This window comes from Variovorax sp. Soil_C_26, from assembly GCF_057657075.1.
Genome location: NZ_JBDGJC010000011.1, coordinates 21,554 through 36,135, shown reverse-complemented (window position 1 = coordinate 36,135; position 14,582 = coordinate 21,554). Strand labels below are relative to the sequence as shown.

12 protein-coding genes are annotated in these 14,582 nt (G+C 68.4%); 7 read left to right on the top strand and 5 right to left on the bottom strand.

Features of this window, described 5'->3' with window-relative positions:
* Positions 1–2: 2 nt before the first annotated feature.
* The 3 genes from AC3A6G_RS23655 to AC3A6G_RS23645 form a co-directional block, all read right to left on the bottom strand.
* Positions 3–854: an energy transducer TonB gene (locus AC3A6G_RS23655; RefSeq protein ID WP_487861690.1), complete on the bottom strand. Its 852-nt coding sequence runs from the start codon at positions 852–854 to the stop codon at positions 3–5.
* Between the two features lie 93 nt (positions 855–947).
* Positions 948–3,020, bottom strand: coding sequence for a ribonuclease catalytic domain-containing protein (locus AC3A6G_RS23650; protein WP_487874741.1), 2,073 nt, complete (start codon positions 3,018–3,020; stop codon positions 948–950).
* A 76-nt stretch (positions 3,021–3,096) separates the two neighbouring features.
* Positions 3,097–3,690, bottom strand: a complete 594-nt coding sequence (locus tag AC3A6G_RS23645) for a YqiA/YcfP family alpha/beta fold hydrolase (RefSeq protein WP_487861688.1) — start codon at positions 3,688–3,690, stop codon at positions 3,097–3,099.
* A 339-nt stretch (positions 3,691–4,029) separates the two neighbouring features.
* Between AC3A6G_RS23645 and AC3A6G_RS23640 the strand changes: the two genes are divergently transcribed.
* From AC3A6G_RS23640 to rodA, 3 genes are read left to right on the top strand one after another with little or no spacing between them, the layout of a single operon-like run.
* Positions 4,030–4,767, top strand: a complete 738-nt coding sequence (locus AC3A6G_RS23640) for a response regulator (protein WP_487861889.1) — start codon at positions 4,030–4,032, stop codon at positions 4,765–4,767.
* Positions 4,768–4,784: 17 nt separating this feature from the next.
* On the top strand, positions 4,785–6,644 hold the full coding sequence (locus AC3A6G_RS23635) for a sensor histidine kinase (protein WP_487874740.1): 1,860 nt from the start codon (positions 4,785–4,787) through the stop codon (positions 6,642–6,644).
* Between the two features lie 32 nt (positions 6,645–6,676).
* Positions 6,677–7,831 carry a rod shape-determining protein RodA gene (gene rodA, locus AC3A6G_RS23630; RefSeq protein WP_487874739.1) on the top strand — a complete coding sequence of 385 codons (1,155 nt, stop codon included), beginning with the start codon at positions 6,677–6,679 and terminating at the stop codon, positions 7,829–7,831.
* Between the two features lie 13 nt (positions 7,832–7,844).
* Here the strand turns inward: rodA and AC3A6G_RS23625 are convergent, their stop codons facing one another.
* Both AC3A6G_RS23625 and AC3A6G_RS23620 read right to left on the bottom strand, forming a co-directional pair.
* Positions 7,845–9,023: a M20 aminoacylase family protein gene (locus AC3A6G_RS23625; protein WP_487874738.1), complete on the bottom strand. Its 1,179-nt coding sequence runs from the start codon at positions 9,021–9,023 to the stop codon at positions 7,845–7,847.
* 23 nt (positions 9,024–9,046) lie between these two features.
* Entirely contained in the window at positions 9,047–10,042 is a 996-nt protein-coding gene (locus tag AC3A6G_RS23620; protein ID WP_487865715.1) for a tripartite tricarboxylate transporter substrate binding protein, read from the bottom strand.
* Between the two features lie 138 nt (positions 10,043–10,180).
* Between AC3A6G_RS23620 and AC3A6G_RS23615 the strand changes: the two genes are divergently transcribed.
* From AC3A6G_RS23615 to AC3A6G_RS23600, 4 genes are all read left to right on the top strand, one after another.
* The gene (locus AC3A6G_RS23615; RefSeq protein WP_487861683.1) at positions 10,181–11,065 is read left to right on the top strand and encodes a LysR family transcriptional regulator; all 885 of its coding nucleotides are present in this window, start codon (positions 10,181–10,183) and stop codon (positions 11,063–11,065) included.
* A gap of 63 nt (positions 11,066–11,128) precedes the next feature.
* Positions 11,129–12,589: a metalloprotease TldD gene (gene tldD, locus AC3A6G_RS23610; RefSeq protein WP_487861682.1), complete on the top strand. Its 1,461-nt coding sequence runs from the start codon at positions 11,129–11,131 to the stop codon at positions 12,587–12,589.
* 74 nt (positions 12,590–12,663) lie between these two features.
* Positions 12,664–13,191, top strand: coding sequence for a PH domain-containing protein (locus tag AC3A6G_RS23605; protein WP_487861681.1), 528 nt, complete (start codon positions 12,664–12,666; stop codon positions 13,189–13,191).
* Between the two features lie 226 nt (positions 13,192–13,417).
* Positions 13,418–14,536, top strand: coding sequence for a 3-deoxy-7-phosphoheptulonate synthase (locus tag AC3A6G_RS23600; protein WP_487861680.1), 1,119 nt, complete (start codon positions 13,418–13,420; stop codon positions 14,534–14,536).
* The last annotated feature ends 46 nt before the right edge of the window (positions 14,537–14,582 follow it).

Genomic DNA, 14,582 nt, shown 5'->3' with positions numbered 1-14,582 from the left:
TGCTATTGCGACGAGAGCTCGATCGTCTCGTCGCGCGTGAACTTGAAGCGTGACTGCAGCACGATCTGGTCGGTCTGCCGGCGCATTGCATCGGTGAACTTGCCGAAGTTGCCGATGCTGTGCACGATGGCCTTCGCGCGGCGGTCGAGCGTGGTGTCGCCCGAGCTTTCGTCGACCACGGTGTCGAGCAGCTTGCCGTCGTGGTTGATGGTGATGGTCATCTTGAGCTCGCCGTAGAGCTTCTTGCCGGCGGCCGTGGGAAAGTTCTCGGTGCCCCGCACCTCGATGCGGCGGCGCAGCGTGTCGACATAGGTTGCGTACGCTACCTCGCGGGTCGAGGGGCTCAGGTAGCGCTTCTTGGGCCGCGCGTTCTCTTCGTTCACCCGCCGCTCGATCTCGGCCAGCAGCGCCACGAGCTGGCGGCGCTTTTCCTCTTGCGCGACCGATTCCTTCGGGTTGCCCGAGGCGCGCGGGTCGGGCGCGGGCATGGCGGCCAGGTCGCGCTTGAGCTGGGTGAGCAGCTGCATCTGCTGCGCCTGCATGGCCTCCATCTGGCGGCGCGCCTCTTCCATCGAATCGCCCACGGCGGTGAAGCTCGAGGGCGGCAGCGGGCTGGTGGCGCGCCCGCGTTCGAGGTCGCCACCGCCCGCGAGCGTGGCCTGCGCCATCACACGTGCAGAGGGGTCGGGCTTGTCGTTGGTCTTGCTGTTGACGAGGATCACCTCGAGCGGCGTCTCGCTGAAGGCCCGGTTGAACGCCTCGGGATCGACGAAGCGCACCGCCAACAGCGCTGCATGCGCGATGACCGATACGCCGAGCGCGATCTGCAGCGTACTCAGGTCCTTCAGGTTCATCGACGCTCCTCCACGCTCATTGGCGCACCCTTGGCGCTGCGCGCCTTTCCGCCAAGCGGGAGCGAGCTTGCTTGGGGCGGCCCGGCGCGGCGCTCATGCAGGCGTGTTCTCGGGCGGGGCCTGCTCGCCGTCGGCCAGGTCGACCGCGATGGCGATCGGGCCGGCCACCTCTTGCGCATCGTCGTCGCTGGCTTCTTCTTCCGTTGCCGCGGCATCGCCCTCCGGGGCATCGAGGCGCTCGAGCACCGTGCCGTGCACGTCGAGCGCGATCTCATCGATCTCGCCGAGCTTCACACGCACTCGCGCGCCGCGCTCCTGCTGGCCCGCGACGGGAAACACCAGCGGCAGCGTGTCGGCGCGCACCAGCGCACCGTTCGGAATGTCCTTGATGACGGTCGCCACGACCTCGGTGATGCCCTGCTGCTCGATGTACTTGAGCGTCCAGAAGCGCTCCATGCCGCCCTGGTAGGCGTTGTAGGTCGCATAGGCCGCGTCGAAGCCCGACAAGATCGAGAACAGGTCGGCATCCTTGGGCTTGAACGGCGCCGCGAGCGCGGCAGTGTTGCCGTGGCGCGCGGCCGCGATGATCTGCCACTGGTTCACCAGGTCGGTGTAGCGGCGCAGCGGTGAGGTGCTCCAGGCGTAGCTCTTCACGCCCAGCCCCGCATGCGGGAGGGCCCGCGTGCCCATGCGCACCTTGATGCCCGGCGCCAGGCTGGCCTGGCTGCGGTAGAGCCCGGGCACGCCGAGCTCGCCGAGCCAGCCGCCCCATGTGCTGTTGGCCAAGATCATGGCCTCGGACACGATCAGGTCGAGCGGCGCGCCGCGCTGGCGCGTGGTGATCTGCACCTGTTCGCTGCCGTCCGGCTCGCCGTCGTTGCCCACGAGGCGGAAGTTGTAGTCGGGCCGGTTGAAGTTCTCGGGCTTGCCGCGCACCACTTCGCGCTGCGCCTTGAGCTGCTTGGCAAGGCGGAACAGGAACGAGAGCGGCCCGCGCAGCCGGGTCGCGGCCTCGGCCTCGGGCACATCGCCGGGCACGAAGGACGGGTCCTCCAGCCAGGGCTGCGTGACCACGCCGTCGAGCTGGTCGTGCCGCAGGTTGGCCACGATGGCGACGCGCTCGAGCCGGGTCTCGGTCGATTGCAGTTCGAGCGTGGCTTCGTCGAACCTCGCGTAGAGCGACACCGCGGGCCGCTCGCCGCCTTCGAGCAGCGTGTAGGCATTGACCACCTCGTCCGGCAGCATGGTGATCTTGTAGCCCGGCATGTAGACGGTGGACATGCGCGTGCGCGCCACCTGGTCGATGGCGCCGCCCGGCGCGAGCGCGAGCCCGGGCGCAGCGATGTGGATGCCGACCGTGACGGTGCCGCTGCCGAGGCCCTGCACCGAGAGTGCATCGTCGATCTCGGTGGTCTGCGAATCGTCGATCGAGAACGCCTGCACGCCGTCGGCCAGCGGCAGGTCGTCGGCGATGGCCGGTGCGGCCAGCGGCGGGAAGCCGGTGCCCTTGGGAAAATTCTCGAACAGGAAGCGGCGCCAGTGGAACTGGTAGGGCGAGTCGATCGCGCCGGCGCTTGCCAGCAGCTCGAGCGGCGGGCGCTGCGTGGCGCGCGCAGCGTCGACGACGGCCTTGTATTCGGGCGCGTTCTTGTCGGGCTTGAAGAGGATCTTGTAGAGCTGCTCGCGGATCGGCGGCGGGCAGACGCCCTCGGCCAGCTGGCCGGCCCATTCGACGATCTGCGCCTGCACGACCTTCTTCTTCTCGATGGCGGCGAGCGCCTGCTGCAATATCTCGGCCGGCGCCTTCTTGAAGCGGCCCTTGCCCGCGCGGCGGAAGTAGTGCGGCGCCTCGAACAGCGCGAACAGCGCCGCGGCCTGCTGCGCGAGCGTGGGCTTGTCGCTGAAGTACTCGGACGCGAGCTCCGCGAAAGCGAACTCGCCCTCGGGCGCGAACTCCCAGGCCAGGTCGAGGTCCATCGCGGCGGCCAGCGCGCGGGCTTCGGCGATCAGCTCGGCCGGTGCCGGCTTCTCGAAACGAAGCACGATGTTGGCGCCCTTGACCTTGACGCGCTTGCCGGTGTCGAGCTCGACCTGCGCCGATGCTTCGGCCTCCGCGAGCACGCGGCCGCCGAGGTACTTGCCGGCTTCTTCAAACAATACGAACATCCGGCGATTGTCCCATGCGCAGGGGCGCGATCCTGGCTGCACAGGCCGTGGCGGCGCCCCGCAGGCGCCGGCGCGGCTACACCGGATTGATGAAGGCCATCACCTCGTCGAGGTGGCTCGCCGCGAAATCCGACAGCGCATGGTCGCCGCCCTCGATCAGCTTGATGTTGCTGTCGGGATAGCGCGCCGAGCTCTCGTGCCAGTCGAGTGCCTCGTCGCCCTTGGCGATGATCGCGAGCACGCGCTCGGGGCGGGTCAGTGCGCCGACCTCCATGGTGCGCAGTTCCTGGATGTACTCGGGCTTGAAATAGAAGTGCTCCGCCGGATCGTGCCAGTGGGTCTGGTCGCCGATGTAGCGTTCGAGGTCGCGCGCAGGATGCACGGCCGGGTTGAGCAGCACGGCGCGGCAGCGCGTCATGCCCGCGACGTAGGTGGCATAGAAGCCGCCCAGCGACGAGCCCACCACCGCCATCGACTTTCGCGGCCAGTCCGCGATGCCCTTCATCACCAGGTCGATGGCCTCGCGCGGGGACGGCGGCAACTGAGGGCACCACCACTGCAGGTTGGGGTGCGCCTGCGCCACGCGCTGCGCCATCAGCCGCGCCTTGGTGGAACGCGGCGAGGAACGGAAGCCGTGCAGGTACAGGAGGTGGGTGGTTTGCGGGTCCATGCGAGGCAGGGCTGAAGTTGGAACGTTCGACGCGGATCGGGTTGAAGGCGCAGATTGATTTTGCATGAGGTGCGTTGTTCCGAAACGGCTGTCTCGCGTGCAAAGTGCACGAAGCTGCGGGTGAATGGCAGTGGTTGTCCGAGCAGCTTGTACGCCCGATCGGCGTGTCCGGATTCGGAATCGGCTACGGTCGAATTCGAAAGTATTCAGTCTTGCGATGAAAGGGCCGTGGATGAGGCGCCAGGGCTGGTCGCGGGGCGAGTGTCGTGGCCTCGAAGTGGCCCCCACATCCCATGAAAACGGGAGGCCGCCGTGACATTCTGCTCAGTTCAGCGGCTTATGCTCGGGGCCATGAACATTGAGGCCATGCATGCCGGAAAGACGCACCGCTGGGGTGTGTTCGTCGTCGAGGACGACAGCCGCGCGCGTGCCTTCTTCGAGGCCAGCGTGCAGCGCAGCGCCAGCCTGTTCTGGCTCGGGAGCGCTGGCACGGTGCGCGAGGCCCTGGCCTGGCTGGCCGACACGGACACCATTCCCGACGTGCTGCTGGTCGACCTGGGCATGCCCGACGGCAGCGGGCTGGATGTGATCCGCCACGCGGTGGCGCGCTTCCCCGGCTGCGAGCCGCTGGTGATTTCGGTCTTCGGCGACGAAGAGAACGTGCTTTCGAGCATCGAGGCCGGCGCCGTCGGCTACATCCACAAGGATGCCGCACCGGAGGACATCGCGCAGACCATCGTCGAGATGAAGGCCGGCGCGTCGCCGATCTCGCCGATGATCGCGCGCCGGGTGCTGGCCAAGTACCGCAGCCTCCAGGCGGCCGGCGCGGCGCCCGTCGTGGTGCCCGAGGCGGCGGCCGAGCAGGGCGCACCCGGCCTTCTCTCCGTCCGCGAGCATGAGGTGCTGACGCTGATCTCCCGCGGTTTCTCCTACGCCGAGATCGCGCGGCTCAAGGGGCTCAGCGTCCACACGGTGCAGACGCACATAAAGAACCTGTACGGCAAGCTGGCGGTGCACTCGAAGAGCGAAGCCGTGTTCGAAGCCACGCGCCTCGGCCTGCTGTCCCACCCGGGGTGACACGCGTGCGTTGGCGCATGTTCGGAAAGCCGGACCGCGCATGGCTGGCGCTGTGGCTCTGGTGCGCGGTCGCGCTGATGATGGCCCCGCACGCCATGTCGTCGACCGCGGCGGCGGAGGGCGTGATCGAACTTCGCCGCGGCAGCGTCGAGACGACCGTCGACGGCCTCACCCGCAGCGCGCCGCTGGAGTTGCCCTACAACTGGGACCGGCAGCACGCCGGGCGTCCGGGCCATGCCACTTTCGACTTGCCGCTCACGCTGGCGGCCGAGCCGCAGTCGTCCTGGGGCATCTTCATTCCGCGCGTGGGCAATGTCTTCGAGGTCCGGCTCAACGGCATGCTGTTGCAGGCCCAGGGCGACCTCGCCCGCGGCAATGGGCCCGACCACGGAAGGGCGCCGGTCTACGTGCCCGTGGCCAGGCGCCTGCTGAAGGCCGGCGACAACCACCTGCAGGTGCGCATCCGCGCGGACAGCGCGCGCAGCGCGGGGCTTTCGCGCGTGGCCATCGGACCTGCGGCGGCGGTTCAGGGCGGCCTCTACGAGCCGGCCTTCGCCTGGCGCTTCACCGGGACTGTGCTGCTCTGTGCGTTTGCCGCACTGGTCGGCCTCGTCGCACTGGCCCTGTGGCTCACGCAAGCCGAAACGGGCGCCGGCGACGGAAGCGGAAAGCGCCGCGACGGGGTCTATTTCTGGGCGGCGGCGGCCGAATTCTGCTGGGCCCTGCAGGTGGCGGGCGGCCTGGTCGCCGAGCCGCCACTTTCCTGGCCGGCCTGGGGTGTGCTGATGGCAACGTGCCGTGCGGTGTGGGTGGCCTGCGCGCTGATGTTCTGCGGGCATTTCGCGGGCTGGTATGGCCGGCCGCGCCTGCGCTGGGTGGCCTGGGGTGCGGCGGGCGTGGTGGCCGGAACGTTCGCGGTGAGCAGCCTCTCGCTCTCCCGGGAGGAGCCATCTTGGCTGACCGGCTGGGTCGGGCTGGTCATCGGATGCGTGGGGCTGTTCGTCTGCGCCTTTGCGGTCTCGCTGGCAAAGCGGCCGAACCTGGAGCGGCTGCTGATGGCAGGCGGCGCCCTGGCCGCCCTGGGCTTCGCCCTGCGCGACTGGCTCGTGCTGCGCCTGGGCGGCGGCTATGGCGAGATCCCCTGGGTGCGTTATTCGACCGTGTTCATCGGCCTGGCGCTGCTGATGATCGTGCTGCGGCGCTTTCACGTGGCCAGCGCCCAGGCCCGGGTTTCGGTCGCCAGGCTGGGCGAGCAGGTGGCGCAGCGCGAGCGCGAGCTCGCCGCCACCTACGCCGCGCTGGAGCAGGTGGCGCGCGCCCAGGCACGCACCCAGGAGCGCGAGCTGATCCTGCGCGACATGCATGACGGCGTCGGCTCGCGCATCAGCCTGGCCATCCGGCAGCTCCAGTCCGGCCAGACGAATTCGGCCGAGCTGCTGCGCACGCTGCGCGATTCGCTCGACCAGCTCAAGCTGTCGATCGACTCCATCCACATGCCGCCGGGCGACATCGGCGCCCTGCTGGCGGCGCTGCGCTACCGGCTGGAACCGCGCCTGGCTTCCGCCGGCCTCGGCTTCGAATGGGCGGTGGACGACCTGCCCGTGCTCGAGCGGCTGGACGTTCACGCGATGCGGCAGCTGCAGTTCCTGCTGTTCGAGGCCATCTCGAACGTGATGCAGCACGCCCAGGCGACGACGCTGCGCCTCGAGGCCGAATCGGCGGCCGGCGCCGTGCGGCTGCGCGTGATCGACGACGGGCAGGGTTTCGATGCTGCCGTGGTGCCGCGAGCACTGGACGAACGCGCCGCCGGCGTTGGCGCCTCCCTGGGGGTCGAAAGCCGACCGGGGCGCACGGTCGTTCAGGTCCAAATCCACTGAGCCGCCGTGTCTGGCGCGGATAATCCGCCCCCATGTCTGCCGTGTTCAACCAGCCCTCCCTGGCGCGCCGCGTCGCGCCCATCTTCCAGGGCTTCGACGGCTTCCTGGCCTTCGCCGTGCTGCTGCTGGCCTTCGCCGGGCTGCTGACCATGTACTCCTCGGGCTTCGACCATGGCTCGCGTTTTGCCGACCACGGCCGCAACATGCTGCTGGCGGGCTTCATCATGTTCGTCGTGGCCCAGGTGCCGCCGCAGCGGCTCATGTGGTTTGCGGTGCCGCTCTATGCCGCCGGCGTGGCGCTGCTGATCGCGGTGGCGCTCTTCGGCATCACCAAGAAAGGGGCCACGCGCTGGATCAACGTCGGGGTGGTGATCCAGCCCAGCGAGATCCTCAAGATCGCGATGCCGCTGATGCTGGCCTGGTGGTTCCAGCGCCGCGAAGGGCAGTTGCGGCCACTCGACTTCGTCGTGGCCACGGTGCTGCTCGCGGTGCCGGTGGGGCTGATCATGAAGCAGCCCGACCTCGGCACCTCGCTGCTGGTGCTCGCGGCCGGGCTCGCAGTGATCTTCTTCGCGGGCCTGCCGTGGAAGCTGATCGTGCCGCCGGTCGCGGTGGGTGTGGTGGCGGTGACCCTGCTCGTGGGCTTCGAGTCGCAGCTGTGCGCCGAGGGGGTGGACTGGCACGTGCTGCACAACTACCAGAAGCAGCGCGTGTGCACGCTGCTCGACCCCACCAAGGATCCGCTCGGCAAGGGCTTCCACATCATCCAGGGCATGATCGCGATCGGCTCGGGCGGGCTCGGCGGCAAGGGTTTCATGCAGGGCACCCAGACGCACCTGGAGTTCATTCCCGAGCGCACCACCGACTTCATCTTCGCGGCCTACTCCGAGGAGTTCGGCCTGTTCGGCAACCTCGCGCTGATAGCGGCGTTCATCCTGCTGATCTTCCGCGGGCTTGCGATCGCGGCCAGTGCCACCACCCTGTTCTCGCGGCTGCTCGCGGGCGCGGTCACGATGATCTTCTTCACTTACGCCTTCGTGAACATGGGCATGGTGAGCGGCATCCTGCCGGTGGTGGGCGTGCCGCTGCCGTTCATCAGCTATGGCGGCACGGCCATGGTCACGCTCGGGCTGGGGCTCGGCATCCTGATGTCGATCGCGCGGGCCAGGAAACCGGCCCAGGGCTAGGCGCCGCCCGGCATCATTCAGCCGCCAGGAAGCGCTCGGCCAGCAGCACCCAGTACGCACCGCCGAGCGCGACGTTGTCGTCGTTGAAGTCGTAGCCCGGGTTGTGGACCATGCAGGCCCCGGCGCTGTCGCCGTCGCCGTTGCCGATCAGCAGGTAGCTGCCCGGCACCTGCTCGAGCATGAACGCGAAGTCCTCGCTGCCGGTGAGCGGCGGGCCCTGCAGCGTCACGCGCTCGGCGCCCACCAGTTCGAGCGCCACCTGGCGCGCAAACTCGGTCTCGGCCGGCGTGTTGACCAACACCGCGTAGCCCTTGCGCCATTCGATCGCGGCCTTGCAGCCGAAGCTCTCGGCCTGCGCGGCCATGACCGCCTTGACGCGCTTTTCGAGCAGCGCGCGCACCTCGCGGTCGAGCGCACGCACGCTGATCTCGAGCGTCGCACTGGCCGGGATCACGTTGTTGGCCTTGCCGGCGTGGATGGCGCCTACCGTCACCACGCCCATCTCCAGCGGGGCGACGTTGCGCGACACCACGCTCTGCAGCGCCATGACGATGCTGGCGGCCGCCACCACCGGGTCGGCCGTGCGGTGCGGCATGGCGCCGTGTCCGCCCACGCCTTCGATCACCACCGTGGCGTAGTCGGACGACGCCATGGCGGCGCCTTCGCGCAGCGAGAAGCGGCCTTGCGGCAGGCCCGGCATGTTGTGCATGGCAAACACGGCGTCGCACGGGAATTGGTCGAACAGGCCGTCGTCGATCATGCGGACCGCGCCGCCGCCGCCTTCCTCGGCCGGCTGGAAGATCACGTGCAGCGTGCCCGAGAAGCGCCCGCGCGTGGCCAGGTGGTGCGCCGCGGCCAGCAGCATCGCTGTGTGGCCGTCGTGGCCGCAGGCATGCATCACGCCATGGTGGCAACTGGCGTACGGCAGGCCCGTGGCCTCGTCGATCGGCAGCGCGTCCATGTCGGCCCGGATGCCCAGGCGCCGCGTTCCGTTGCCGCGCACCAGGCGCCCCACCAGGCCGGTGCCGCCCAGCCCCTGGGTCACCTCGTAGCCCCAGGCCTGCAGCTTTTCGGCGACCAGCGCGGCCGTGCGGTGTTCGCCGAAGGCCAGTTCGGGGTGGCGGTGGATGTCGCGGCGGATGCCGATGAATTCACCGGCGTGTTGCTGCAGGTCCTCGAGCAGGGTGCTCATGCGTTCTACCTCTTGTGTATCGATCATTGGGGCTGCAGGTTGATCGATTTTGCGATCTCCCTGTAGCGGGCGGTCTCGCTCTCGAAGAACTTCTGCGCTTCGGCCAGCGACATGGGCGCCGAGGCCAGCTGCGTCTGCGCCGCGAGCTGCGAACGTACGCCGGCATTGGCCAGCGTGGCGCCGATGGCCTTGTGCAGGCGCTGCACCACCTCTTCGGGCGTCTTGCGGGGCACCATGAAGCCGCTCCAGGTCTTGTAGTCGAAGTCCTTGAGCTCCTTGCTCTCGCTCGTCGCGGGCACGTTCTTCAGCAGTTCCGAGCGCTGCGCGCCCAGTTGCCCGATCACTTTGAGCCGGCCTTGCTCGGCCAAGGCCCCCATGGCGGCGCTGTAGACCAGCACCGCGAAGTCGACCTGGCCGCCGCCGATGTCCTGCAGCAGCGGCGCGTTGCCCTTGTAGGGCGCGTGGTTGAGCTTGATGCCGGTCTGCAGCTGCGCCTTCTCGAGCAGCAGGTGGTAGAGCGAGCCGATGCCCACGCTGCCGTAGCTCAGCGGCTGCTGCGGCGACTTGCGCGCCAGCGAGATGAGCTCGTCGACGCTGTTGGCCGGCAGGTCCTTGCGTGCCACGAACACCATCACCGCATCGGCCACCGGCGCCACCAAGCGGAAGTCCTCGGCCCGGAGCTTCACGGCCGCGTTGGCCAGCGGCGAGAGGATCACCTCGTTGGGCGAGCCCTGGAAGACATAGTAGCCGTCCGCCGGCGCGGAAAGCACCTTCTGCGCCGCGATCGCGCCGCTGGCGCCGCCGAGGTTCTCGACCATCACCTGCTGCCCGAGCGCCTGGCCGAGTGGCACGGTGAAGATGCGCGCCGTGGCATCGGACGGCCCGCCTGCAGGGTACGGAACCATCAGGCTGACCGGTTTGGCGGGATAGGGCTGCTGCGCGAGCGCCGCAGCGCCCGTGGCCGTCAGCACGCCGCAGGCAAGCAGGTCTCGCCGGCGAAGGAACAAGGACGTCGTCATGTGTCGCTTTCCGTGGGTTGGGATGCGCGCGATGGCGCAGGAGAAGAAGGGCGCCGGCGCATCGTAGGCACGGGAAAGTGCGCAGTCCAATGCATTGTTCTATGTACTAGCATGAGTTGAACTCATTACTAAACGTCCATGACCCTGGTGCAGCTTCGCCACCTGATCTCGCTGGCCGCCACCGGCTCCTTCAGCGCCTCGGCCGAGGCGCTGCACCTCACGCAGCCCGCGCTCAGCCGCAGCATCCGTGCGCTCGAGGACGAACTGGGCCTGCCGCTGTTCGATCGGCTGGGGCGACGCAACGAGCTCACGCCCTTCGGCAAGCAGGTGCTCGAGCGGGCGCGGCAACTGGTGTTCGATGCCGACGAGCTGCACGGCAGCGGCCGCCTCGTCGGCGGGGCCGAAGGCGGCGAACTGCGCGTGGGCATGGGGTCGGGCCCCGGCGCGATGCTCATGACACCCTTGCTGATGCGCATGGCCGAGCGCCATCCGAAGGTCCGCGTGGTCGTGGCCCGCGGCCACACCGACCTGCTGCTGCAGGCGCTGCGCGCGCGCACACTCGACGCGCTGGTGGTGGATGCGCTGTCGCTCAGGCCGGCGCCCGACCTGAAGCTCGACACCGTGCGCGAGATGCGCGGCGTGTTCCTGTGTCGGCCCGGCCACCCGCTCGTGCGCAGGCGCCAGGGCGTCCGCTTCGCCGACGTGCAGCGCTATCCCATCGCCTCGACGCCGCTGAGCGACCAGGTAGCGGCGGCCCTGGTCGAGGCCTACGGGCCCGAGGCGCATCCGTCGTCCTGCGTCACCCTGCAGTGCGAGGAACTCCACAGCCTGGTCGAGGTGGCACGCAACAGCGACGCCGTGCTGCTCGCCATCCGCGCCGCAGCGCCCGAACTGCGCGAGCTCGACATGCGCCCCGCGCTCGCGCGCGTGGCGCGCTTCGCCGTGGTGACGCTCGCGCGGCGCACCGAGGCGCCGGCCCTGCCGATCCTGCGCGCGCTGGCCGACGAGCTGCTGCGCGACTGAGCCGGGACGCACACCCCGGCCCTTGGCCGCGTGCGGACACCGTGTGCGAGCAATAATCAGACAATGATTTCCCGCGAACCCACCATCGAGCGCCTCGCCACGGCGCAGCAGCTCCTCCTCACGCCGTTCGGCCTCGACGAATCGCACCTGGGCAAGGCCCTGGCGGAGATCAAGGCGCACCGCGTGGACGATGCCGACCTGTACTTCCAGTACACGCGCAGTGAGGGCTGGAGCCTCGAGGAGGGCATCGTCAAGACCGGCAGCTTCAGCATCGACCAGGGTGTCGGCGTGCGTGCGGTCAGCGGCGAGAAGACGGCGTTCGCCTATTCGGACGACATCTCGGAGGCGTCGCTGCTCGATGCGGCGCGCACCGTCCGGTCCATTTCGTCGGCGGGCCGCAGCGCCCGCGTGAAGACGGCGGCCCGCAAGATCGCCCCGAGCCGATCGCTCTATGGCGGCATTGATCCCATCGCCACGCTCGACAGCACGGCCAAGGTCCAGTTGCTCGAGAAGGCCGAGAAGCTCGCGCGCTCGCGCGATCCGCGCGTGGCCCAGGTCATGGCCGGCCTCGCGAGCGAATACGACGTGGTGCTCGTGGCGCGCGCCGACGGCACGCTCGCGGCCGACGTGCGGCCCCTCGTGCGCCTGTCGGTCACGGTGATCGCCGAGCAGAACGGCCGCCGCGAAATGGGTTCCGGCGGCGGCGGCGGGCGCTTCGGCCTGGCGTATTTCGACGACGAGAAGATTGCCGAATATGTCGACCAGGCCGTGAAGGCTGCGCTGACCAACCTCGACGCCCGCCCGGCGCCCGCCGGCGAGTTGACCGTGGTGCTCGGCGCGGGCTGGCCCGGCATCCTGCTGCACGAAGCCATCGGCCACGGGCTGGAGGGCGACTTCAATCGCAAGGGCTCGAGCGCGTTCGCGGGCCGCATCGGCCAACGCGTTGCGGCCAAGGGCGTGACGGTGCTCGACGACGGCACCATCGCCGACCGCCGCGGTTCGCTCAACGTCGACGATGAAGGCAATGCCAGCCAGCGCAACGTGCTCATCGAGGACGGCATCCTCAAGGGCTACATCCAGGATTCGCTCAATGCGCGCCTCATGAAGGTCAAGCCCACGGGCAACGGCCGCCGCGAGAGCTACGCGCACGTGCCGATGCCGCGCATGACCAACACCTACATGCTCGGCGGCGACAAGGACCCGAAGGAAATCGTCGCCAGCATCAAGAAAGGTCTCTACGCCACCAACTTCGGCGGCGGCCAGGTCGACATCACCAGCGGCAAGTTCGTCTTCTCGGCCAGCGAGGCCTACTGGGTCGAGAACGGCAAGATCCAGTATCCGGTCAAGGGCGCGACCATCGTGGGCAACGGCCCCGACGCACTCACCCGGGTGACCATGATCGGCAACGACATGGCGCTCGATTCGGGCGTGGGCACCTGCGGCAAGGAAGGCCAGAGCGTGCCCGTCGGCGTCGGCCAGCCGACGCTGCGCATCGATGGCCTGACCGTCGGCGGAACGGCGTAGAACTTTCGACTTCTGATAATTTTTGCTTGCAATTGTTAAGCTCCAGCACTTTTGCTGACTGAAGGAGCTTTTCGATGAGGATCAGGATCAATTCGTCCGCGGCGCTGTGGGCCGCGGCTGCTGCAGTGGTGATGGCGACGGCGGGTTGCGCCTCGCGCGGCGGTTCGGCCGAGAGCCAGGCGGCGGCACCTGCGGCCGCTCCCGCGGCGGCCCGTGGCGGTGCCAAGGCCGGCATGGATGCCCGCGGCAACGTGGTCGACTCTTCGAAGGTCGAGGCCGGCAGTGGACGCACGGTCAAGGGCCTGAACGGCTACGAAGGCGAGATCACCGGCAATCCGGCACGCAACAGCAGGTTCGCGCGCCTGCAGATCGGCATGAGCGCCAAGCAAGTCACCGACATCGCCGGCCAGCCGACTGACCAGGGCGCCTACATGACGGGCAAGGCCTGGATTCCGTTCTATTTCGGCGGCGATCGGCATCGTTTCGAGATGACCTACAAGGGCCAGGGCCGCCTGATCTTCGCGGGCGGCGGCATGGGCGATTTCAGCAGCGGCAACCTGATCTGGATCATCCACAACGCCAACGAATCGGGCTACCGGTAAAACAACACCGACCCGGCCACGCGGCCGGGTGTCTATTTTCCGTGCTACATTCGGCCCACATGTCCGCCCTCCGCGCTTATTTCTTTGCCTACTTTTGGTTCCCGGTTTCCGGCGGACGAGAGGCGAGCGCGTAAAACGCAAACGAACACCCTCCGAAACCGCCGGTGCCTTCCAAGGCCCCGGCGGTTTTTTTATGCCCTGAAGATATTCACAACAAGGAACCAACATGAGCACGAACACTGCCCCGGCCAGCGACAGCTGGTATGCGAACGTCGAAAAGACCAGCAAGACCGACGACGAACGCATCAAGGACATCAACGTGCTGCCCCCTCCCGAACACCTGATCCGCTTCTTCCCGATTCGCGGGACGCCGGTCGAAACGCTGATCGACGGCACGCGCCGCAACATCCACAACATCATGGCGGGCAAGGACGACCGGCTGCTGGTCATCATGGGGCCCTGCTCGATTCACGATCCGGCCGCCGCGCTCGACTACGCGCGCCGCCTCAAGCAGGAGCGCGAGAAGTACGCCGACTCGCTCGAGATCGTGATGCGTGTGTACTTCGAGAAGCCGCGCACCACCGTCGGCTGGAAGGGCCTGATCAACGACCCGTACCTCGACGAAAGCTACCGCATCGACGAGGGCCTGCGCATCGCGCGCCAGCTGCTCATCGACATCAACCGGCTCGGCCTGCCCGCGGGCAGCGAGTTCCTCGACGTGATCTCGCCGCAATACATCGGCGACCTGATCGCCTGGGGCGCCATCGGCGCACGCACCACCGAAAGCCAGGTGCACCGCGAGCTCGCCTCGGGCCTGTCGGCGCCGATCGGCTTCAAGAACGGCACCGACGGCAACATCCGCATCGCCACCGACGCGATCCAGGCGGCCGCCCGCGGCCATCACTTCCTCTCGGTGCACAAGAACGGCCAGGTGGCGATCGTGCAGACCAACGGGAACCGCGACTGCCACGTGATCCTGCGCGGCGGCAAGGCGCCGAACTACGACGCGGCGAGCGTCGCGGCCGCCTGCAAGGACCTCGAGGCCGCCAAGCTGCCGCCGACGCTGATGGTCGACTGCAGCCATGCCAACAGTTCCAAGCAGCACCAGAAGCAGATCGACGTGGCGAAGGACATCGCGGCGCAGATCGCCAGTGGTTCGAAGTGCGTCTTCGGCGTGATGGTCGAGAGCCATCTGCAGCCCGGCGCGCAGAAGTTCACGCCCGGCAAGGACCAGATCGCCGGCCTCGAATACGGCCAGAGCATCACCGATGCCTGCCTCGGCTGGGACGATTCGGTACAGGTGCTCGACACGCTGTCGCGCGCCGTGAAGCAGCGCCGCGGCTAGGGCCTGTTCACCTATTTACGGCGACCCCGTAAATAGGGTGAACAGG

Excerpts from the sequence above, each read along its gene's own strand:
- AC3A6G_RS23655 (WP_487861690.1), bottom strand. The coding sequence starts at position 854 with ATGAACCTGAAGGACCTGAGTACGCTGCAGATCGCGCTCGGCGTATCG.
- AC3A6G_RS23650 (WP_487874741.1), bottom strand. The coding sequence starts at position 3,020 with ATGTTCGTATTGTTTGAAGAAGCCGGCAAGTACCTCGGCGGCCGCGTG.
- AC3A6G_RS23645 (WP_487861688.1), bottom strand. The coding sequence starts at position 3,690 with ATGGACCCGCAAACCACCCACCTCCTGTACCTGCACGGCTTCCGTTCC.
- AC3A6G_RS23640 (WP_487861889.1), top strand. The coding sequence starts at position 4,030 with ATGCTCGGGGCCATGAACATTGAGGCCATGCATGCCGGAAAGACGCAC.
- AC3A6G_RS23635 (WP_487874740.1), top strand. The coding sequence starts at position 4,785 with ATGTTCGGAAAGCCGGACCGCGCATGGCTGGCGCTGTGGCTCTGGTGC.
- rodA (WP_487874739.1), top strand. The coding sequence starts at position 6,677 with ATGTCTGCCGTGTTCAACCAGCCCTCCCTGGCGCGCCGCGTCGCGCCC.
- AC3A6G_RS23625 (WP_487874738.1), bottom strand. The coding sequence starts at position 9,023 with ATGAGCACCCTGCTCGAGGACCTGCAGCAACACGCCGGTGAATTCATC.
- AC3A6G_RS23620 (WP_487865715.1), bottom strand. The coding sequence starts at position 10,042 with ATGACGACGTCCTTGTTCCTTCGCCGGCGAGACCTGCTTGCCTGCGGC.
- AC3A6G_RS23615 (WP_487861683.1), top strand. The coding sequence starts at position 10,181 with ATGACCCTGGTGCAGCTTCGCCACCTGATCTCGCTGGCCGCCACCGGC.
- tldD (WP_487861682.1), top strand. The coding sequence starts at position 11,129 with ATGATTTCCCGCGAACCCACCATCGAGCGCCTCGCCACGGCGCAGCAG.
- AC3A6G_RS23605 (WP_487861681.1), top strand. The coding sequence starts at position 12,664 with ATGAGGATCAGGATCAATTCGTCCGCGGCGCTGTGGGCCGCGGCTGCT.
- AC3A6G_RS23600 (WP_487861680.1), top strand. The coding sequence starts at position 13,418 with ATGAGCACGAACACTGCCCCGGCCAGCGACAGCTGGTATGCGAACGTC.